Origin of the sequence: Micromonospora sp. NBC_00617 (assembly GCF_045161355.1) — a bacterium.
GTDB lineage: Bacteria > Actinomycetota > Actinomycetes > Mycobacteriales > Micromonosporaceae > Micromonospora.
This window is the reverse complement of record NZ_CP107751.1, coordinates 696958-716522: the sequence shown is the minus strand read 5'-3', so window position 1 is coordinate 716522 and position 19565 is coordinate 696958. Positions and strand designations below refer to the sequence as shown.

Genomic DNA, 19565 nt, shown 5'->3' with positions numbered 1-19565 from the left:
ACGCATGCCGGACATGTACCTCCCTCAGCGGGCCGTCCGGGCAGCGTAGCGATCGACGGCCCGGCCCGGAAGCAGCGACGGCCGTCACCGCCACCGGTTCAGCCGAAGCGGCAGTCGACGCCGTTGACCGTGCACCGCACCGGCCGCTGCGCCGACCCCTCCCAGGCCAGCCGCAACCGCAACGTCTGCGTGTCACCCGGAGCCAGCGCCGCCCCGCCGCTCACCACGAACTCACCGTCACCCTGCGCCGACACGGAGATCCCCGGATCACCGCTGACCCGCAGGCCGCGCATGTTCTCCTCGAACGCCAACTCCACCCGCCAGTCCGCCGACCGGGCCGACTCGTTCGTCAGCGACAGCACCGCCTCCGTCGCGTTCCAGCCGTCCGTACCGACCTGGTACCGGGCGGTCACCGCCCCGCTCGCCGGCGCCACCGCCCGGGCGCTCGTCCGGGCCGGCGACGGCGAACCCGTGGTGGCGCGCGGCGACGGCGCGCGGCTGCTCCGCGACGGCTGCGGCGACGCCGTCCGCTGCTCCAGCCCACCCGACGTCGGCTCCGACGACGCCGTAGCCGGCACGGTCGGCAAAAACACCGGCGGCGCGGCCTGCGACGCGCTCTCCCGCTCCCGCGTACGGAACGACAACAGCGCGATCACCAACAGCACCACCAGCGCGCCGATGCCGAGCAGCACCACGATCCACGGCACCGACAGCAGCACGCGCGCCGTCCGCGGACCTCCCGCACCGTCCGGCCCCAACGCCATCAGGTCTCCCCTCGTCCCACCGACGCGACAGCGTAGCCAGCGGCGGCCGGGCCGAAAACCTCGCGGGTACAGATCGGACCGACCGGCCCACCCGACGCGGAAAACGGCTCGCCCGCGTGGACGGTCCGCCAGCGGTCAGGCCGTCCGGACAACGGTGCAGATCAGCGGACCCGCACCCGACGTACGCAGCAGATAGCGGTACCGCTCCCCCGGCACCGCGTACCCCCGGCTGTCCAGGAACTCCCACTCCACCGACACCATGGTCAGCAACGCCGACACCGGCTGCACGTCCTCGATCCGAGCATGCGCGGCGATCAGCTCCCGATCCTGGTAGTCGGGCGCGGCACCCACGAAGGACAGCGCGACCGCAGCAAGGGAGGTGAACGAGAAGCTGTACGTGTCGGCCACCACCAACCCGGGCAGGGCGTAACAACCGGCGAGCGACGGCAGGTCGCCGGAGGTCATCGCGGCGCCGTACCGGTCGAAGAAGCCGGTCAGCGCGTCGAGATCGGTGGAGGCGTTCACGCGACAGCAATTGCCGCTCACGGGGCGGGCCAAACCTCAGCGGGGCGGAACCCGCACCTCGATCTCCGCACCCAGCCGGGCGGCACCGGTCAACCCCAGATCGTCACCACTCCAGAACCGCCCCGGGTCGTACCAGTTTGGACGCTTACCGGCGGGCAGCAGACCCATCGCCTCGTAGGTCACCGCCACCACCTCGGCGCAGTACGCCGTCTCCAACGCCCTCTCCCGCCCGGCCGCGCTGGCCGGAGCGGCTGTTGTCCCCGGGTCGGCCGCAGCGCCCGAAGCGGCCGTTGTCCCCAGGTTCGCCGCGGTGCCCGAACCGACCGGGTTGGCCGCAGTGCCCGGAGCGGCCTGATTGGGCCAGGTCGCCTGGGCGGCCCGCGACACGGCTCGGAGGGCGGCCCGGCCGGGGCCCGGCAGCGACGGCACCCGACCGCGCACCCACCGCCACGCCAACTGGGCGGTCGACGGGAACGGCGTGCCGTCCAACCGCGCGACGGTCCGCAGCACCGCCCGCTCCATCTCCCCGTCCGCCGGCGGGTCGAGCTGCCGCAGCCAGGCCCGCTGACCGTACCGGTTGGCCCACACGCAGACCGCGTCCCGCAGGTCGTGCAGCTGCACACCGCGCTGATGCGTGCCGGACCACAGGTCCGGCAGCGATCGGCCCAGCTCCGCGTGCCACATCAACGGCGGCATGTCGTCCAGCACGACCGCCATCCCGACGTGGTTGACCGGGCTGTTCGTGGTGAACTGGATCGCCCGGTCCGGCACGCTACGACCCCGGAACACCCACACGTCGCCGGTGCGGGTCAACTCGACGGCCTCATCCAGGCTGATGCTCATGAGGGTCTAGCCTAGGCCGATGCGGCAACGAATGCGGTGGTGGAAGGTCCTCGGGCTCGCCGGCCTCGCCGGAGTCGCGGCGTCCGGTGTGGTCATAGCGCGGGCCGAGCGGCGCCGGCGCGCGTACACGCCGGAGGAGATCCGGCAGCGGCTGCTGGAACGTCACGCCCAGGCCAGTGCGGCAGCGAAACCCGCCGACCCCGCCTGACGACCCGGGCGGGGTTGAACCGCCCCGCCAGCCAGACAGCCACCCACGCGGTCCCACCCGACCCATCCGGCCGGCCGGGTTATCGGCGGGCACAATCCCGCCGGACCGCATGATCGTGCTCGATCCTGGATGTAGTGGCCTCGCCGGCAGGGTGTGGGCCCTGTTTCCTTGATCGAGCACGATCATCCGATTGGGCGCAGGGCCGCGCGGGGATGATCCACTCGGGTTCGCCGATGTCGGGGTGTTCCGCGCGTCCGGATACCCCGAGATCGCCGAAGTCGAGTCGATCACCATCAACCGGTGTCGGATGTCTGGTTCCGGTGGGTGGTTTGTCCGGTGCCGGCGTGGGTGTCCTGTGGTCGGTGGCACCTGGGCGGCGGAATCGGTGGCCCGGCGGGGTCGTTATACCTGGCATGGCCCCGCGACCTACGGGCTAGCGGCGCACGGCAGCCGTCGGGAACAACCCCGCCGGCCGCCACGGTTACCCCCCCCCGTTACCTTTTTGATCGTCCCCAGCCGGGGACTGCTCGGTCGCCCGGCTCGGTATGACTTACTGCCCCTGTCGTACGGATGATCCGGGGGGTGTTGTCGCCGGGCCGGGTGGCGCCGATGGACCGCTGATAGGGACACGGCCACCCGTTTTGTTGGGGTAGGTCTCTTCGTAACGTGGCTGCCGGCAGTCGACGCCTGATCGACCGGGTTGACGGGTGACGTCGCGGGGAGGCGATGCGGTGCACGGCGACTACCAGGTGTTTCTCGGTCTCGATGTCGGCAAGGACGGCCACCACGCCGTCGCGCTGACTCGGGACGGCAAACGGCTGCACGACGCGGCGCTGGTCAACACCGAGGCGAAACTGCGGCAGGTGTTCGACAAGCTCGGCCGCCACGGCCGCGTCCTGGTCGTGGTCGACCAGCCCGCGACGATCGGCGCGCTGCCCGTCGCGGTAGCCCGAGCGTGCGGTCATCAAGTGGCCTACCTGCCCGGACTCGCGATGCGACGGATCGCCGACCTGCACCCCGGCAGCGCCAAGACCGACGCCCGCGATGCCTACGTGATCGCCGACGCCGCCCGCACCTTGCCGCACACGCTGCGCCGCGTCGACGTCGGCGACGAGACCCTGGCCGAACTCGAGGTCCTGGTCGGCTTCGACGACGACCTGGCCGGCGAGGCCACCCGGGTCGCCAACCGCATCCGCGGGCTGCTCACGCAAATCCACCCTGCTCTGGAACGGGTGCTGGGACCGAAGGTGCAGCACAAAGCCGTCCTGGAGCTGCTGTCGCGCTGCGGCGGACCGGCCGGGCTGCGCAAGGCCGGCCGCCGCAAACTCACCGCCATCGCCAGCAAGAACGCGCCCCGCATGGGCGAACGTCTCATCGAGCAGGTCATGACCGCGTTGGACGAGCAGACCGTGGTCGTCGCGGGCACGGCCGCTGCGGAAACGGTCCTGCCCCGGCTGGCTGACAGCCTGCGCGACGTGCTCAAACAGCGCGACCAGGTCGCCGTCGAGGTGGACAGGATGCTTGATGCGCACCCTCTTTCCGAGGTCCTGACCTCGATGCCCGGCATCGGCGTCAGGACCGCTGCGAGGATCCTGCTCGAAGTCGGCGACGGCACCGCGTTCGCCAGCCCAGGCCATCTGGCCGCCTACGCCGGCCTGGCACCCGTCACCCGCCGCTCCGGCAGCAGCATCCGCGGTGAACACCCACCCCGGGGCGGCAACAAACAGCTGAAACGCGCCTTCTTCCTCGCCGCGTTCGCAGCCCTGGCCGACCCGGTCAGCCGCGCCTACTACGACCGGAAACGCGCCGAAGGCAAACGCCACAACGCGGCCCTGATCTGCCTCGCCCGACGCCGCGTCGACGTCCTGTTCGCGATGCTCCGCGACAAGGTCCCCTACCAGCAACGCCCGCTGCCTACCGCAACCGTCGCCGCTTGACAAAACCATAGGGACACCCCCCCGCACGGCCGAGCACCACCACTGGCCGGGGCGTGTGGCAGCCGCCGGGAACACCCCGCCGGCCGGCACGGTTACATCCCCCGCACGGCCGAGCAGCACCACCGGCCGTCTCCGGTCCGGGAGGAACGTCGGCGGAATGCCCCGCCACCCGGACCCGTTACACCACCCCCCGGGGACACTCCCGTGCAGGCCCCTCGCCGGGCCGCCGGACCCAGTCCCCGTGAACTTCCCCGCCCGGCACACCACCCCCCCGTTTGTGTGTCGTCGCGGTTTCCCCCGATGCAGAGGAGCACGCCATCATGCGTACCGATCTGATTCGTAAGACCGCCCTGACCGCTGCCGGTCTGGCTTTCACCGGCGGCGCCATCGCCGGCCCCGTGACCACCGCCTACGCCGCGTCCGAGGCCAAGCCCGCGACCACCACGCAGTCCGACCGCAAGCCCTCGGGTGAGCGTCAGCTCGGAGTGCGGTACGAGGCGCAGCCGAACTTCTACTACTGCGGCCCCGCCGCCGCCCGTAACGCCCTGTCCGTGCAGGGCAAGGACATCAGCGTGGACGCCATGGCCAAGGAGATGGGCACCACCGAGGCCGGCACCAACAGCATCAACGACATCACCCCGGTGCTGAACAAGGAGACCGGTAAGAACGACGCCTACCGCAGCGTCGAGATCAGCAAGCCCACCGCCGACGCCAAGCAGACCGACCAACTGCGCGCCGACATCGTCAAGACCGTCGACGACGGCCGCGCCGTGGTCGCCAACATCGCCGGCACCACCACCGACACCAACGGCGGTGTGCACTCCTTCGAAGGCGGGCACTACATCAGCGTCGTCGGCTACCGCGACAACGGCAACACCGTCACCATCGCCGACTCCGCCGACCCCAACACCGCCTCCTACCAGGTGAGCGTCGAGCACCTCGCCGACTGGATCGCCACCCGCGGCTACGCCACCAGCTGACCCCACCCAACACACCACCGACAAGGGCCGGACCCCACCACGGGGCCCGGCCCTTTTCGGCATGTCCGGGTCAGCGATCCCTGCCGGTGCGGGCCGGCCCCGTGGTCTGCGCCGACTCCGTGGCCTGCGCCGGTCCCATGGACTGCGCCGACTCCGCCGGCTCGGCCGCGCTCACGCGGTGGGCCCGTCGGCGTAGCCACCACGTGCTGGCCAGCCCAGCGAGCACCGCGAGGACCAGGCCGGCCCAGGAGATGTCCTTGAGCCAGTGCTCGGCGGCCCGGCCGACGGTGAACAGCAGGTACGTGGTGCCGAACGCCCACACCAGCCCACCGGCGGCGTTGGCCAGCAGGAACCGCCGGTACGGCACGTGCAGTGCCCCGGCGAGCGGACCGGCCAGGATCCGCAGCAGCGCCACGAACCGGCCGAAGAACACCGCCCAGACGCCGTGCCGGGCGAAGCTCTGCTCGGCCCGGGTGAGCTGGGCGGGGCCGAGATGGCGGGGGAAGCGTCGGCCCAGCCGGGCCAGCAGCGGGCGGCCGCCGCGGCGACCCACCGCGTACCCGATGGAGTCACCCACGATCGCGCCGGTGGCGGCGGCCGTGGCCACCCACTCCGGCTCCACCACTCCGGTGGCCGCTAGCAGGGCCGAGCTGACCAGGACGATCTCGCCGGGCAGGGGGATGCCCATGCTCTCCACGCCGATCACGCCGGCGACGAGCAGGTAGACCGCGATCGGCGGCAGCGACACGAGCCAGTGCTGGACGTCGAACACGGTTGCCCCTCCTCCGACCGGACCCTCGAACCCTACCTGCGGCGGCCCGCCCGACCGGGCGGCCTTCGGCAAGGACCCGGCAGCGGGCTGAGCGGGCACGCGCACACCCCCTACCCGTCCTAGGAGGCTAGGGGTGAGGCGGCGGGCGAACCGGGTGGCTGAGTTGCGTAACTAGCAAGACGGACGTACGGTTTTATTTGAGAGCGCAATCGGCGGTAAGTGTTACCTAACCTCGGCGGCACTCCGGCCGGTGCGACAGACTGCTCAGGACTACTCACGGTCGCTGGTGTGAAGGAGTACGACGTGGCGAGCCTCGACACCTTCGGTGCGAAGACCCAGCTACGCGTCGGAGACGCGAGCTACGAGATTTTCAAGATCGACAAGGTGGACGGCCACGATCGGCTGCCGTACAGCCTGAAGATCCTCCTGGAGAACCTGCTGCGGACCGAGGACGGCGCGAACATCACCGCCGACCATATCCGCCAGCTCGGCGGGTGGGACCCGACCGCCGACCCGAGCGTGGAGATCCAGTTCACCCCGGCGCGGGTGCTCATGCAGGACTTCACCGGCGTGCCCTGCGTGGTCGACCTGGCCACCATGCGCGAGGCCGTACGTGAGCTGGGTGGCGACGCCACCAAGGTCAACCCCCTCGCCCCCGCCGAGCTGGTCATCGACCACTCGGTGATCGCCGACCTGTTCGGCCGCGAGGACGCGTTCGCCCGCAACGTCGAGCTGGAGTACGAGCGCAACAAGGAGCGCTACCAGTTCCTGCGCTGGGGCCAGACCGCGTTCAACGAGTTCAAGGTCGTCCCGCCGGGCACCGGCATCGTGCACCAGGTCAACATCGAGTACCTGGCCCGCACCATCATGGAGCGGGGCGGCCAGGCGTACCCGGACACGGTGGTCGGCACCGACTCGCACACCACGATGGTCAACGGCCTGGGCGTGCTGGGCTGGGGCGTCGGCGGCATCGAGGCCGAGGCCGCGATGCTCGGCCAGTCGGTCAGCATGCTGATCCCGCGGGTGGTGGGCTTCAAGCTGTCCGGTGAGATGCCGGCCGGCACCACCGCCACCGACCTGGTGCTGACCATCACCGAGATGCTGCGCAAGCACGGTGTGGTCGGCAAGTTCGTCGAGTTCTACGGCCCCGGCGTGAGCGCCGTGCCGCTGGCCAACCGGGCCACCATCGGCAACATGTCGCCGGAGTACGGCTCCACCGTGGCGATCTTCCCGATCGACGCCGAGACGATCCGCTACCTGGAGCTGACCGGCCGCGACGCCGCGCAGGTCGCGCTCGTCGAGGCGTACGCCAAGGAGCAGGGCCTCTGGCACGACCCGGAGGCGGAGCCGGCCTACTCGGAGCGCCTGGAGCTGGACCTGGGCTCCATCGAGCCGTCGCTCGCCGGCCCGAAGCGCCCGCAGGACCGGGTGCCGCTGGGCGCCGCCAAGACGCTGTTCCGCTCGGCGCTGACCGACTACGTCGCCGACGACTCCGTCGGTGAGCGCGACCTCAAGCCGGGCGTGCCCCGCGAGGAGCTGCCGCGCGGCGCGAACGGGCCGGCCGACGAGGCCAGCGCCGAGTCGTTCCCGGCCAGCGACCCGCCCGCCAACGAGTTCAGCGACCCGGCCGACGAGCCGCGCGACCTGGAAACCGCGGCGGTGGGCTCGGGCGGCCGGGCCAGCAACCCGATCCGGGTCACCGGCGCGGACGGCGCCGAGTACGAGCTGGACCACGGCGCCGTGGTGATCGCCGCGATCACCTCCTGCACCAACACGTCCAACCCGCAGGTCATGATCGGGGCGGCGCTGCTGGCCCGCAACGCCGTGGAGAAGGGCCTGACCCGCAAGCCGTGGGTGAAGACCACCCTCGCCCCGGGCTCCAAGGTCGTCATGGACTACTACGAGCGCGCCGGCCTCACGCCCTACCTGGACAAGCTCGGCTTCAACCTGGTCGGGTACGGCTGCACCACCTGCATCGGCAACTCGGGCCCGCTGCCCGAGGAGGTGTCGGCGGCGGTCAACGAGCATGACCTGTCCGTCGTCTCGGTGCTGTCGGGCAACCGGAACTTCGAGGGCCGGATCAACCCGGACGTCAAGATGAACTACCTGGCGTCCCCGCCGCTGGTGGTCGCGTACGCCCTCGCCGGCACGATGGACATCGACCTGGCCAACGAGCCGATCGGTGAGGACAGCGACGGCAACCCGGTCTTCCTGCGGGAGATCTGGCCGAACAGCGCCGAGATCCAGGACGTCATCGCCCAGGCGATCGGCGCGACCGGGTTCAGCGCCGCGTACGCAGATGTCTTCGCCGGCGACGAGCGGTGGCAGTCGCTGCCCACCCCGACCGGCGACACCTTCGCCTGGGACAGCGACTCGACCTACGTGCGCAAGCCCCCGTACTTCGAGGGCATGCAGCGCGAGCCGAGCCCGGTCGTCGACATCTCGGGCGCGCGGGTGCTGGCCAAGCTGGGTGACTCGGTGACCACCGACCACATCTCGCCGGCCGGCTCGATCAAGGCCGACTCGCCGGCCGGCACGTACCTCGCCGAGCACGGCGTGCCGCGCCACGAGTTCAACTCGTACGGCTCCCGCCGGGGCAACCACGAGGTGATGATCCGGGGCACGTTCGCCAACATCCGGCTGCGCAACCAGCTGGTGCCCGGGGTGGAGGGCGGCTTCACCGTCAACCACCTCACCGGCGAGCAGGCCTCCATCTACGACGCCTCGATGGCCTACCAGGAGGCCGGCATCCCGCTGGTCATCATGGCCGGCAAGGAGTACGGGTCGGGCTCGTCGCGGGACTGGGCGGCCAAGGGCACCATGCTGCTGGGCGTCCGGGCGGTCATCGCCGAGTCGTACGAGCGGATCCACCGCTCCAACCTGATCGGCATGGGCGTACTGCCGCTGCAGTTCCCGGTGGACGTCACCGCCGAGTCGCTCGGCCTGACCGGCACCGAGATGTTCACCATCACCGGCGTGACGGCCCTGAACGACGGCGACACCCCGCGTACGGTGACGGTCACCACCGACACCGGCGTGGAGTTCGAGGCCGTGGTGCGGATCGACACCCCGGGCGAGGCGGACTACTACCGCCACGGCGGCATCCTGCAGTACGTGCTGCGCCGCATGATCGCCAACTGACGTCGTACACCTCAGAAGGGCCGCTTCCCGCGCTGGCGGGGAGCGGCCCTTCCACGTCACCGCCGACGGACGCTGGCGCTCGACCCGGCAGACCGAGCGGGTGAAACGCTTATCGGTCCCGCGCCCCGGGTTGCTGCGTCGGGCCCTTTGCTCTGCTTCAACTGGCGCAACGGCAGTGGCCTGTCAGTGTTGCGCCCGTTGAAGCAGAGCAAAGGACAAAAACGTGGTACCGCCAGCTCAGGATCCTGACCAGATCCTCGCTCAGCTGACCCCCACCCCACCCGAGCGCGTACGGCCTACCGGGCGAGGTCGGCAGCTCGGTCGAGCAGGGCGCGGCGCTCGACCGCCGAGTCCACCGCTGCCGCCGCCGCCCGGAACAACGCGGCGGCACGCGGCCGGTCACCCTGCCGGGCCACCAGATCGGCCTCCACCGCCACCGCCACCGCCACCGGGTGACCGTCCAGCCCTCCCCCGGCGCGCGCGGCGTCGAGCAGGACCAGTCCGGCCGCCGGCCCGTACGCGTAGCCGTGCGCGACCGCGCGGTTGAGCGCCACCACCGGCGACGACCGGAGCCCGAGCAGGGCATCATAGGCGCGGGCGATCGCCGGCCAGTCGGTGGCCTCGGCGGACTCCGCGGTGGCGTGGCAGGCGGCGATGCGGGCCTGCCACGCGTACGGTCCGTCGTGCCGGACCCGGGCCAGCGCGGAGAGCCCGTCGGCGACGGCGGCCCGGTCCCAGCGGCGGCGGTCCTGCCGTTCCAGGGAGAGCAGGTTGCCCGCGGCGTCGCGGCGGGCGTCGCGCCGGGAGTGCTGGAACAGGACCAGCGCCAGCAGCGCGGCGACCTCGGACTGCTCGGGCATCAGCCGGTCGAGCAGGCGGGCCAGCCGGACCGCCTCGTCGGCGAAGGCCGGCTCGCCGTCCACGGAGTATCCCCGGGTGAAGAGCAGGTACAGCACGGCGAGCACACCGGGCAGCCGTTCGGCCAGCGCCGGCCCGCTCGGCACCCGGTACGGGATGCCGGCCTGCGCGATACGGGTCCGGGCGCGGGTCAGCCGGCGGGTCATCGTCGACTCGCTGACCAGCAGGAGCCGGGCGATATCCGCGGTCGGCACCCCGCAGACCGTCCGCAGCGTCAACGCCACCCGGGCCTCGAACGCGAGCGCCGGATGGCAGCAGGTGAAGATGAGTCTCAAGCGGTCGTCCTCGACGTCGTGCTCGGGCTGCGCGTCCGTCGGCGCGAGCACCGCCAACTCGTGCAGCTTGCGGCGCTCCACGGTGGCTCGGCGCAGCACGTCGAGCGCCCGGTTGCGGGCCACCGTCATGAGCCAGCCACCCGGATTGACCGGCACACCGTCGCCGGGCCAGCGCTCCAGCGCGACAGCGAGGGCCTCCTGAGCGCAGTCCTCGGCCAGCGCCCAGTCCCCGGTCAGTCGGATCAGGGTCGCGACGATCCGGGGGTACGCGTTCGCGCCGGCGGCCGCGACGGCCTGCGCCGCCGCGACCGCGCCGACGTTGTCGGGCGCACCGGTCTTGGTGTCGGTGCGGGTCATAAGGATCAGGCGGACAGGCTCGCGAACGGGCGCAGTTCCAGCCGCCCCTCCCGCGCCATCGGGTGGGTGCGCGCCACCTCGATCGCCTCGTCGAGGTCGGCGCAGTCGAGCAGGTCGAAGCCCACGATGACCTCCGTGGTCTCGGCGAACGGCCCCTCGGAGACGAGCAGTTCGCCGTCGCGGACCCGGACGGTGGTGGCCGCGGTGGTCGGCGCCAGCACGTTTCCGGTGACGCGACGGCCACGGGCGTCGTTGTCGGCCACCCACGTGTGGATGTCGGGCAGCTCGCTCGGGTCGGTGTCCGGTGCGGTGTCGGTGCAGACGAACATCATGAACTTCATCTGGCGCTCCCTCGTGTGTCCGGGTGTCGCCAGCATGACGAACGGCCGGGGCCGTTCCGGACACGAGTGCCCGGAAAAAGTGACCCCGACCGCCGGTCAGTCCGTGCTGGCAGCGCGCCGGCGGGCCTCGCGGGTCTTCATGGCGTGCTCCATGAGGGTCACGAGCACCTCCTTGCTGGACTCGCGCTGGCGGGCGTCGCAGAGCAGCACCGGCACGCCCGGGTCGAGGTTCAGCGCGGTCTGCACCTCGTCGAGCCGGTATTTACGGGCGCCCTCGAAGCAGTTCACCGCCACCACGAACGGGGTGCCCCGGCCCTCGAAGTAGTCGATCGACGGGAAGCAGTCGGCCAAACGCCGTGTGTCGGCCAGCACCACCGCGCCGATCGCCCCCAGCGCCAGCTCGTCCCAGACGAACCAGAACCGGTCCTGCCCGGGTGTGCCGAACAGGTAGAGCACCAGGTCGTCGCTGATGGTGATCCGACCGAAGTCCATCGCCACGGTGGTGGTGGTCTTACCCTCCACCCCGGACAGGTCGTCGATGCCGACGCCGGTCTCGGTCAGCACCTCCTCGGTGCGCAACGGCCGGGTCTCGCTCACCGCGCCGACCATGGTGGTCTTGCCCACGCCGAAACCACCGGCGACCAGGATCTTGATCGCGGTGGGCAGTGGCGTCGCTCCCGCCGGCCGGTCAGAGTGCCCGTAGTCCATTGATTACCGCCTCGAAGATGCTGTTGTCGGGAAGACCGGCCGTGGTCTGGGGTTCGCGTACCTGCACGAGGTTGCGGGCCGCCAGGTCGCCGAGGAGCACCCGGATGGTCCCCACCGGCAGGTCGAGGTGGGCGGCGATCTCGGCGACGGACTGTATTCGCTGGCACAGGCCGACGATCGCCAGGTGCTCGGGACCGAGACCCACCTCCGGCGTCACGTCGGCTCGGGTCGCGGTGACCAGGGAGATCAGGTCGAACGTGCCGGTGACCGGGCGGGCACGCCCGCGTGTCACCGCGTACGGGCGCACCACCGGGCCCGCATGGTCATCCACCCACTGATGCTCTGCGGACTCCCCCTGCACCGTCATGGCCGTTACCTCTCGCCAGCCGACTGTTCGGTGCCCCGCGACGGGGAGGCCACGTACTTGCCGACCCGGGTGACGAGCATCGCCATCTCGTACGCGATGAGACCGACGTCGGCGTCCTCGCTGGCGAGAACCGCCAGGCAGGCGTTGCGGCCGGCGGCTGTGACGAACAGGAACGACGACTGCATCTCGATGATGGTCTGCTGCACCTGCCCGCCGCCGAAGCGCTTGCCGGCGCCCCGGGCCAGGCTCTGGATGCCGGCCGCCATCGCCGCGAGGTGCTCGCCGTCGTCGCGGCTCAACCCCTGCGAGGAAGCCATCAACAGCCCGTCGGTGGAGAGCGCGACCGCGTGCTCGGCCTGCTTCACCCGGCCCACCAGATCATCCAGCAACCACGTCAGGTCGGCACTCGAAGCCGTCTTCTGGGCCACTTCGTCGTCCTCTTCTCGCCCGGCAGTTGCGCCGTATTCGTCTTGGGCTTGACCGTCACACCGCGCGGGAACCCGCAGCACCGGCGCTCGGTCAGGTGGCTTGTGGTTCCTCGCCGGTCGGCTCGGGCGTGCCGCTCGCCGAGGCGTCGGACGCGCCACCGAGCAGTCGCGCCGCGTCGGTCCGACCGCGCCGGGTGCCGGTCTGATACGAGCTCATCATCCGGCGTACCTGATCCGGCGGCCGAACCACGTCCTCCTCGTCGGACTCGGTTGCCGCCGGGTCGTCGCGCAGCTCGGGAACGATGTTCGCCTGGCGGACGCGGACCGGCAGGCCCGAGCCGGTCCGGTCCGTCTCGGCCCGCGCCGGGGTCGGCCCGCCGTCGCCGGCCGGCTCGCTGCCGCCGCCGCTCGGCCCGACCCGGTCCACCGCGGGCAGGCCGGTGGGCACCGTCGGGCCCTCCAGGGCCGGCTGGCCCAGGCCACGCCGGGCCCGGGCGGGCAGTTCCGCCGTCGGGGCGCCCAGGGTCGTCCGCTGCCGGGTGGGGAGTACGACGTCGGTGTCGGTCCCGTCCACCTGCGGCTCGGTCGGGATGCTGCTCTCAGCCCGCGCCGGGGCGAGGGGAGTCACCGGCTGCGCCGCGCCCGGACCGCTCGTGTCCGTCGCCGTGGCGGCCAGCGCGACCGACGAGAGGCTGGCGGAACGGCCGCCGTCGGCGGGACCGGCGGCGGACGGGCCCGAGGGCAGCGCGATGGCCGGCGGCCCGACGGGAAGCACGCCAGAGTCCTCCGGGTCGGTCCCGTTCGCGGTGACCAGCTCCAACGGAATGAGCACGACGGCGGTGGTGCCGCCGTACGCCGACTCCTTGAGCCGGACCCGCACGCCGTGCCGCTCGGTCAGCCGGCTCACCACGTAGAGGCCCAGCCGGGCGGCGTTGGCGAGGTTCAGCTCGGACTGGTCGACGATGCGGTGGTTCGCGGCGGCCAGGTCCTCCTCGCTCATGCCGAGGCCCCGGTCCTCGATCTCGATGGCGAACCCGTTGGCCACGAGCTGGCCGCGGACCTCGACGGTGGTGTGCGGCGGTGAGAACGACAGGCCGTTCTCGATCAGCTCGGCGAGTAGGTGGATGATGTCGCCGACCGCCCGGCCGGCGAGCGAGACGGGCCCGAGCGGCAACACGTTGACCCGGGTGTAGTCCTCCACCTCGGCGACCGCGCCGCGCACCACGTCCACCATGGGGACGTTGCGGCGCCAGGCCCGGCCCGGGGTGGAGCCGGACAGCACGATCAGGTTCTCCGCGTTACGCCGCATCCGGGTGGCCAGGTGGTCGACCCGGAACAGGTCCTCCAACTCCTCCGCGTCGTGTTCACGCCGCTCCATCGCGTCGAGCAGGGTGAGCTGGCGGTGCACCAGCGCCTGCGTACGGCGGGCCAGGCTGAGGAACACGTCGCGGACGTTGCGGCGCAGCTCGGCCTGCTCGACGGCGGTGTTCAGGGCGGTCTCCTGGACGGCGTTGAACGCCTTGCCGACCTGGCCGATCTCGTCGGTGCCGAACTCCAGCGGGGGCGCCTCGGTGGCGACGTCGACCTCCTCGCCGCGACCGAGGCGCTCGACCACCCGGGGCAGCCGCTCGTCGGCGAGCTGCCAGGCGGCCTCCCGCAGCCGTTCGAGCTGGCGCAGGAGGGTCCGAGCCGTGGTGATGGAGACGACGACCGAGGCGATGACGGCGAGCAGGCCCAGGCCGGTGGCGAGCACCAGCCGGACGACGACCATCACGGCCACGCTGGTGGCCCGGCCGACGATGCCCTCGCCGCCGTCGATGACGGCGTCGTTCACCTCGGCCAGCGCCGGCTCGACGGTGCCGCGCCACTGCTCGGCGCTGACCGGCAGTTGGGTGGCCGGCCGGCCCTCGCGGATGATGCTGTCCTGTACGGCGCGCAGCCGGGTGAACGCCTCGCCCTCGACGAGCTGCCGGTAGCGGCGCTGGTCGGCGTCGGCGAGCCGGGCCCGGGTCTCCTCGCCGAGGAAGCGCTCGGCGCCGACCAGGCTGACGTAGCGGGCGTACTCCGGCCCACTCATTCGGCCGTTGCCGAAGAGGCCGCTGAGCAGCGCGTCCTCCTGGGAGATCAGTTCCTTCATCCGGTTGAGCTGGATCAGGGCCGCCGCGTCGGCGGCGATCTCCTTGTCGTCCAGACTGCCGGTGACGTCGTAGACCTGGAAGATCGACTCGATGGCGCCGGTGTAGGCGTCGGCGGCGGAGATCCGGTCCACCTTGCGGGCGAGCACGTCGGCGCGGGTCTGCTTCAGTCCGTCGATCTGCGCGATCGTGGCGTCCAGCTGGGCGGCGAGCGCCGAGCTGCCGGCCACGTCGACCTGCCAGTTGCGGACCGAGTCGGCGAAGTCCTCGGCCAACTGCGCGGTCTTGCGCTGTTCGGCCTCCAGCACCGCGCGCTGCTCGGCGTCGGGGTTGCTCAGGTACGCCTGGGTCAACCGCCGCTCCAACTGGAGCTCCTGCAACAGCGGCTCGGTGGGCGTGTAGACCCTGCTGTTGATCAGCTGAACACCGAGCAGGTTGAAACCGTCTCGCAGGGTCACCCATGCCGCGAACATCCAGAGCGCGACCAGGGAGAGCAGCAGGGCGACAACTTTGGTGCGGATACTCGTACCGCGAGAACGCATTGAACCGTCCCAGGCAGGGCGTTGACTCAGCTCATCAACGGGTGATCATGGAAGACGACGTCCCGCCGCAGCGGGGCGTACGGGGCTGAGGCTCTGCGTACGCTAGCAGTGTCCACACAACCCCTCAAGTTGTTGTTTTTGTTGCTGGGTAACCACAATCCACCACCGAACGGTCGGCATCCGCCAGATGGACGGAGGCCAGCCGGCAGGCGGCCAGCACTGCTGCGCGGACGATCGCAGTAGGACAGTACAGCTCCTTGCCGTACCACAGTGGAGGGTCGACCCGCCCGGACGGCCGGTGCAGGTAGGCGTGGCCGCGCGCCACCGCGTCGTCGACCCGGGGCGCCCCGGTCGGCGCGGCCAGCAGCACCTGCAGGGCGTACGCGGTCTCCTCGGCCGTGCCGCCCCACCGCCCCCACGAGCCGTCGGCGCGCTGGCTCTCCAGCACCCAGCGGGCCGCCCGGTCCACCGCCTCGGCCGCCGTGCCGCCGCGACCGAACTCCGCCAGGGCCAGCACGCAGCAGGCCGTGGCGTAGTACGGCGAGGCGTGCCACCGATCCTGCCAGGGGCCGTCGGCGAGCTGGTGTGCCGGCAGCACGATGCTGAGCCGCTCGATCGTCCGGTGGTAGCGCGCGTCCGCGCCGGGGTGCGCGGCCACGTGCTGGCCGAACGCGTCCAGCACGTGCGCGTTGGTGGTGAGCGAGAAGCCGTCCTCGCTCCCCGGCCAGGTGCAGAAACCGTCCGCTGTCTCGTACGCCCACAGGCTGGCCGGGTCGGCGGGGCGGCCGAGCCGGGCCAGCGCGTGCAGCGTGACCGAGGTGGTGTCGGCGTCGGTCGGCAGGCCCTCGCCGGTGGCGACGCCCTCGGCGGCGGTGGCGGTGGCCAGGGTGCGCAGCACGGTCGCCGGCGGATTGACCGCGACACCGGCGCGGCGCAGCCCGCTGAGCACCCAGGCCCGCTCGAACACGGTGATCGGGGTCGGACAGGGCACCGGACCGTCGTTCTCGCGGATCAGCTCCCGCAGGAAGGCGTGCGCGGCGGGGCCGGCGTCCGGGCCGGCGGCGGTCAGCCAGGCGGCGGTCGCAGCGGGCGAGGCGCCGACGGCGGTGAGCGTCGGCCCGCCGTCGGCCGGTGTCGCGTCCAGCACCTCGTAGAAGTGGGCCAGCTTGGTCGGCAGCGCAGCCCCGACGGCCACCGCGGCCCGTACCGCGCGCAACCGGTCGGGGCCGAGCCCCGGGGGCAGGGTCAGCGGCGGGCGGGGCAGCCGGTCGGCGGTCGCCCGGTCCAGCCGGGTCAGCCGGTCGTTGATCGACTCGACCAGCGCGGGGACGATGAGGTCCAGCGCCGGGGTGTCCGGCAACGCCCGCGCGTGCGTGGTGAGCAGCCGGCCGGTGAGCGCGTCGAGTCCGCGTGCCACCGGGGCGGGCAGGTCCGCACCGGCCCAACCGCCGTCGGCCAGCACCGCGAGCAGAGCGTCGGTGGCGCTGAGCGTGGGCACCAGGGCGTACCCGTCGGGTGGGCCCCACGCGCCGTCCGGGCGCTGCTCGCGCAGCAGGAAACCGATCCGCCTGTGGTGCCCCGGCAGCCAGGCCGCACCGGCGACGAGCCGGCCGCTCTCGTACACCGAGGGGGCGACCTGCCCCCACGGCCGCAGCGCCAGGCCGGCGATCAGCTCGCGCGCGGCGTCGGTGGTCGGCTCGGCCAGTACGCGCGGGGAGCCCTCACTCATCGCGTGCTCCCCAGAAGTCCGACAGCTGGTAGAAGCCCCCCGTGAAGGAGATCTGCCGGTGCAGGTAGTCCGCCTGGCGGGGGCAGCGTTCGGCGAGGGCGGCCAGGTCGCCGCGGGACCGGGTGGTCAGCTCGGCGAGCCGGGCGTGCACCCGCGCCGGGTCGTCGACCAGCAGCAGGGCGTTCAGGTCACCCCACTCGGCGTCCCGCTCGTGCGTGGCGAGGTCGTTGACCAGCCGCAGCACCCGCTGCACGCCACGTCCGGCGTCCAGCAGGTCGGTCAACTGGGCGAGGGTCCGCTCGTCACCAGTGGCGATCCAGTGGGTGACGTTGACGAAGGAGCAGGCGGAGTTGTCGGCGTTGTCCAGGTAGCGGTCGAGGTCCGGCAGACGCCGCCCGGTGGTCGGGTCGGTGGGCAGGTTCTTCCAGTCCCACTCGCGCGACACGGCGGCGAACATCCGCGCCAACTCGTCGCGCCAGATCGGGCGCAGCCGGGCGAACGCCGGCACGGTGGCCAGCTCGTCGCGCAGGTCGGCCAGCAGCCGCGCCAGGTGGCGCCCCGGTGGCGGGGTGGCGCCGTCGGCCACCGCCAGGCAGTCGGTCACCACCTGCCGGACGTCGTCGGCGGACTGGGCGAGGTAGTCGACCTGCCAGTCGGCCGCGAAGGCCCAGAGCGTGGTGCGGGTGGTGATCCGCAGTTCGGCGGCGGTGTGCCAGGGCGCGATGAAGGCGACCACGGTGGCCACCGAGCTGAGCAGCGCGGCGTCGAACGGCGCGGCGTCGAAGAGTTCGGGGTGGGCGGCGGTGACGCCCTGCAGGTCGCGGACGCCGCGCACGGCGAGCGCGCACACCCTGCCCTGCTCGGCGACGGCGTCGGGCCCGGCCTGCACGGGCCACGGCACCCCGCTCATGAGACGACCGGACGTTCGACCGGAGTGACGATCAGCTCGGCCCGCTGCTTGGGTTGCAGCGAGGCCCCGAGCCGTGGTGTCAGGCCGACGGGCTCGCGCAGTCGGAAGCGGTAGCGGCTCAGCACGGTGCTGACGATGAGCTGCGCCTCCAGCAGGAAGAGGTACTGGCCGAGGCACTGGTGTGGGCCGCCGCCGAACGGGAAGTAGGAGTAGCGGTAGCGCCGCCGGGGCTTCTCCGGCGCGAAGCGCTCCGGGTCGAACAGCGTCGGGTCGTCCCAGAACGTCGACATTCGCTGGGTGACGTACGGGCTGACCAGCACGGTGCCACCGGCCTTGATCCGCACACCGCCCAGCACGTCGTCGCGCACGGCGGTGCGGGGGATCATCCAGCCGGCCGGGTAGAGCCGCAGCATCTCGTCGAGCACCATGCGGCCGTAGCGCAGCTGCGGCAGGTGCTCGCGGCCGACCCGTTCCGCGCCGACCACCTGCTCGATCTCGTCGGTCATCCGCTCGGCCACGTCGGGCCGGGCGGCCAGCACCGGCCACAGCCAGGAGAGCAGGGCGATCGTGGTCTCGGTGGCGGTGGAGAACATCGCCACCACGTCGCCGCGGATCGCGTACTCGTCGGGTTCGCTGCCGTCGGCGCGCGGCCGGCAGAGGGTGGAGATGATGTCGTCGCCGTCGGTGGGCCGGGCCCGGGCCTCCCGGATGATCGGCAGCACCACCTCGTCGATGGTCCGCACGGCCTGGTTGAAGGCACGGTCGCGGGGCATCGGCACCGCGTACGGCACGAAGGGCACCAGCAGGCGCGGGAGCATCGCGGTGGTGAGGGTGTCCAACGCCGCGCTGATCCGCAGCGCGTCCGGCACCGAGATGCGGTCGGCGAAGAGCACCCGCATGGTGGTCCGCAGCACGATCCGGGTCAGCTCGGCGCCGCCGTCGATCGGGCGGCCGTCGCGGGCCGGTTCCAGCCACTCGTCGACGGCTTCGTTGATCGCCTCGGCCATCCGGTCGACGAGCGTCTCGGCCCGCTTCGCGGTGAACAGTGGTTGCAGCGCGCCGCGGCTGGACTCCCAGATGTCGCCCTCGGCGACCAGGATGGCGTCGCCGACGATCCGGCGGACGGGCCGCCACAGCAGGCCGTCGCCGTCGCGGGTGTAGTTGGCAACGTTGTCCCTCAGGACGCGTTGCAGGTGCTCCGGGTGACTGACGAGGTAGGGGCGGAACGAGCCGAGGTTCAGCCGGACGACCTCACCGCCAGCGGCGTCCGCGAAGCCGACCAGCGCGCCGAGTGGGTCGCGGATCAGCGCGGGCAGCGCGCGACGGAGCGGGATCTTCCGAGGTTCGGTGCTGACGGGGGCGGGGCCGACATCGGACACCTGGGACATGCAACGTCTCCTCGTCGTTCCGCCGGCCTGGATTGTCCACTTCGGCCGAACGGTACTGTGGAACTTTCACCTTCTGGGCGACGGAAGCATCTCACCAATTTGGGGGCACCTCTAGACCTGTGACCGGTGAGATTCCACCGACGCGCCCGACGGATATCGATGTTGATGGCGGTCCTAGATCCTGAATGGACAGTTAGGATGCGGCACCGGTGCAGGTCGCACCCGTACACGTTGGGGTCGCAGCCGCCAGTCGGCCCGCGTGCCGGCAGGCCCGCCGGCCGCTCGGCCAACGGTGCC

General features: G+C 71.9%; 17 protein-coding genes. 4 read left to right on the top strand and 13 right to left on the bottom strand.

Features of this window, described 5'->3' with window-relative positions:
* Positions 1-98: 98 nt before the first annotated feature.
* The 3 genes from OG505_RS03360 to OG505_RS03350 all read right to left on the bottom strand — a co-directional run bounded on the left by OG505_RS03360 (position 99) and on the right by OG505_RS03350 (position 2132).
* Positions 99-764: a hypothetical protein gene (locus tag OG505_RS03360; RefSeq protein WP_405430884.1), complete on the bottom strand. Its 666-nt coding sequence runs from the start codon at positions 762-764 to the stop codon at positions 99-101.
* A 135-nt stretch (positions 765-899) separates the two neighbouring features.
* Positions 900-1289 carry a hypothetical protein gene (locus OG505_RS03355; protein ID WP_405430883.1) on the bottom strand — a complete coding sequence of 130 codons (390 nt, stop codon included), beginning with the start codon at positions 1287-1289 and terminating at the stop codon, positions 900-902.
* 36 nt (positions 1290-1325) lie between these two features.
* Positions 1326-2132, bottom strand: coding sequence for a hypothetical protein (locus tag OG505_RS03350; protein ID WP_405430882.1), 807 nt, complete (start codon positions 2130-2132; stop codon positions 1326-1328).
* Between the two features lie 19 nt (positions 2133-2151).
* On the opposite strand from OG505_RS03350, the gene OG505_RS03345 reads away from it, so the two are divergent.
* The 3 genes from OG505_RS03345 (at position 2152) to OG505_RS03335 (ending at position 5257) form a co-directional block, all read left to right on the top strand.
* On the top strand, positions 2152-2340 hold the full coding sequence (locus OG505_RS03345; RefSeq protein ID WP_405430880.1) for a hypothetical protein: 189 nt from the start codon (positions 2152-2154) through the stop codon (positions 2338-2340).
* Between the two features lie 731 nt (positions 2341-3071).
* Positions 3072-4277, top strand: a complete 1206-nt coding sequence (locus tag OG505_RS03340; protein WP_405434360.1) for an IS110 family transposase — start codon at positions 3072-3074, stop codon at positions 4275-4277.
* A 320-nt stretch (positions 4278-4597) separates the two neighbouring features.
* Positions 4598-5257 carry a C39 family peptidase gene (locus tag OG505_RS03335; RefSeq protein ID WP_405430879.1) on the top strand — a complete coding sequence of 220 codons (660 nt, stop codon included), beginning with the start codon at positions 4598-4600 and terminating at the stop codon, positions 5255-5257.
* A gap of 70 nt (positions 5258-5327) precedes the next feature.
* On the opposite strand, the gene OG505_RS03330 is transcribed toward OG505_RS03335, so the two are convergent.
* A complete protein-coding gene (locus tag OG505_RS03330; RefSeq protein WP_405430878.1) occupies positions 5328-6029 on the bottom strand; it encodes a DedA family protein in 702 nt (233 codons plus the stop codon).
* 288 nt (positions 6030-6317) lie between these two features.
* Between OG505_RS03330 and OG505_RS03325 the strand changes: the two genes are divergently transcribed.
* Positions 6318-9170: an aconitate hydratase gene (locus OG505_RS03325; RefSeq protein ID WP_405430876.1), complete on the top strand. Its 2853-nt coding sequence runs from the start codon at positions 6318-6320 to the stop codon at positions 9168-9170.
* A gap of 296 nt (positions 9171-9466) precedes the next feature.
* Here OG505_RS03325 and OG505_RS03320 read toward each other — a convergent pair whose 3' ends face one another.
* The 9 genes from OG505_RS03320 to OG505_RS03280 all read right to left on the bottom strand — a co-directional run bounded on the left by OG505_RS03320 (position 9467) and on the right by OG505_RS03280 (position 19214).
* Positions 9467-10720: an RNA polymerase sigma factor gene (locus OG505_RS03320; RefSeq protein ID WP_405430875.1), complete on the bottom strand. Its 1254-nt coding sequence runs from the start codon at positions 10718-10720 to the stop codon at positions 9467-9469.
* Positions 10721-10725: 5 nt separating this feature from the next.
* On the bottom strand, positions 10726-11061 hold the full coding sequence (locus tag OG505_RS03315; protein ID WP_405430874.1) for a YciI family protein: 336 nt from the start codon (positions 11059-11061) through the stop codon (positions 10726-10728).
* A gap of 96 nt (positions 11062-11157) precedes the next feature.
* Positions 11158-11769 (bottom strand): GTP-binding protein, encoded by a 612-nt coding sequence (locus tag OG505_RS03310; RefSeq protein ID WP_405430872.1) that lies wholly within the window; start codon positions 11767-11769, stop codon positions 11158-11160.
* Positions 11750-12136 carry a DUF742 domain-containing protein gene (locus OG505_RS03305; protein WP_007462630.1) on the bottom strand — a complete coding sequence of 129 codons (387 nt, stop codon included), beginning with the start codon at positions 12134-12136 and terminating at the stop codon, positions 11750-11752. Before OG505_RS03305 ends, OG505_RS03310 begins: the two co-directional genes overlap by 20 nt.
* Before the next feature lie 5 nt (positions 12137-12141).
* Positions 12142-12564 (bottom strand): roadblock/LC7 domain-containing protein, encoded by a 423-nt coding sequence (locus OG505_RS03300; RefSeq protein ID WP_007462632.1) that lies wholly within the window; start codon positions 12562-12564, stop codon positions 12142-12144.
* 91 nt (positions 12565-12655) lie between these two features.
* Positions 12656-15241, bottom strand: coding sequence for a nitrate- and nitrite sensing domain-containing protein (locus OG505_RS03295; RefSeq protein ID WP_405430869.1), 2586 nt, complete (start codon positions 15239-15241; stop codon positions 12656-12658).
* A gap of 124 nt (positions 15242-15365) precedes the next feature.
* Positions 15366-16970, bottom strand: a complete 1605-nt coding sequence (locus OG505_RS03290; RefSeq protein WP_405430868.1) for a prenyltransferase/squalene oxidase repeat-containing protein — start codon at positions 16968-16970, stop codon at positions 15366-15368.
* On the bottom strand, positions 16963-17880 hold the full coding sequence (locus OG505_RS03285) for a terpene synthase family protein (RefSeq protein WP_405430867.1): 918 nt from the start codon (positions 17878-17880) through the stop codon (positions 16963-16965). The genes OG505_RS03290 and OG505_RS03285 overlap by 8 nt, the downstream gene beginning before the upstream one ends.
* Positions 17877-19214 (bottom strand): cytochrome P450, encoded by a 1338-nt coding sequence (locus OG505_RS03280; RefSeq protein WP_405434359.1) that lies wholly within the window; start codon positions 19212-19214, stop codon positions 17877-17879. Before OG505_RS03280 ends, OG505_RS03285 begins: the two co-directional genes overlap by 4 nt.
* Positions 19215-19565 lie beyond the last annotated feature (351 nt).